1 pseudogene is annotated in these 643 nt (G+C 65.2%); it reads right to left on the bottom strand.

Annotation, left to right across the window (positions count from 1 at the left end):
* Nucleotides 1-154 precede the first annotated feature (154 nt).
* A pseudogene (locus tag KUM32_RS39645) lies at nt 155-643 on the bottom strand (ubiquinol-cytochrome c reductase cytochrome b subunit); the annotation flags it as partial.

Here is a 643-nt window from a genome sequence, read left to right as displayed (position 1 = left end):
CGCCGCCTGCCGGGGTCACAACGTTCATGGTCCACGCTCCTGGTGGTGGGTGAGGTGTGGAGCCAGCCTATCCAGGGCCGGGAACAGACGAAGAACCCCGTCCAACCATCGGACGGGGTTCTTCGTGTGGCGATCAGCAGGTGATCAGGAGGGGTCAGTGGTGACCGTGGCCGCTCGTGATCTCCTTGTACTCCTCGACGGTGGGCTTGGCGATCTGACTGTCCTCGCCGTACAGGCCCTTCGACAGCTTGACGCGGAGCTTCTCGGAGCGGGTGGGCTTGCGCACCACGCCGTTCTCGTCCACCTCGGGCTCCAGCTCGAGCGGCTGGTACTGGTCGTGCGCCGTGAGCGTGTGCAGCTGGTCCGACGAAAGCGGCTCGTGCACCTCGATGAACTCGCCGTGCGGCAGCCGCTTGATGATGCCCGACTCGCGGCCGTGCAGCACCTTCTCCTTGTCACGGCGCTGCAGACCCAGGCAGATCCGCTTGGTGACGATGAACGCCACGACCGGTGCGACGAAGAACGCGATGCGCGAGAACCAGGTGATCGCGTTGATCGACAGGTGGAAGTGCGTGGCCCAGATGTCGTTGCCACCGGCGACCAGCATGGTCAGGTAGCTGACGCACCACGCGACACCGAAGCC

This window comes from Streptomyces sp. AC627_RSS907, assembly GCF_019049165.1.
The sequence above is the reverse complement of the archived record's forward strand: the minus strand, read 5'-3'. Positions and strand labels throughout refer to the sequence as shown.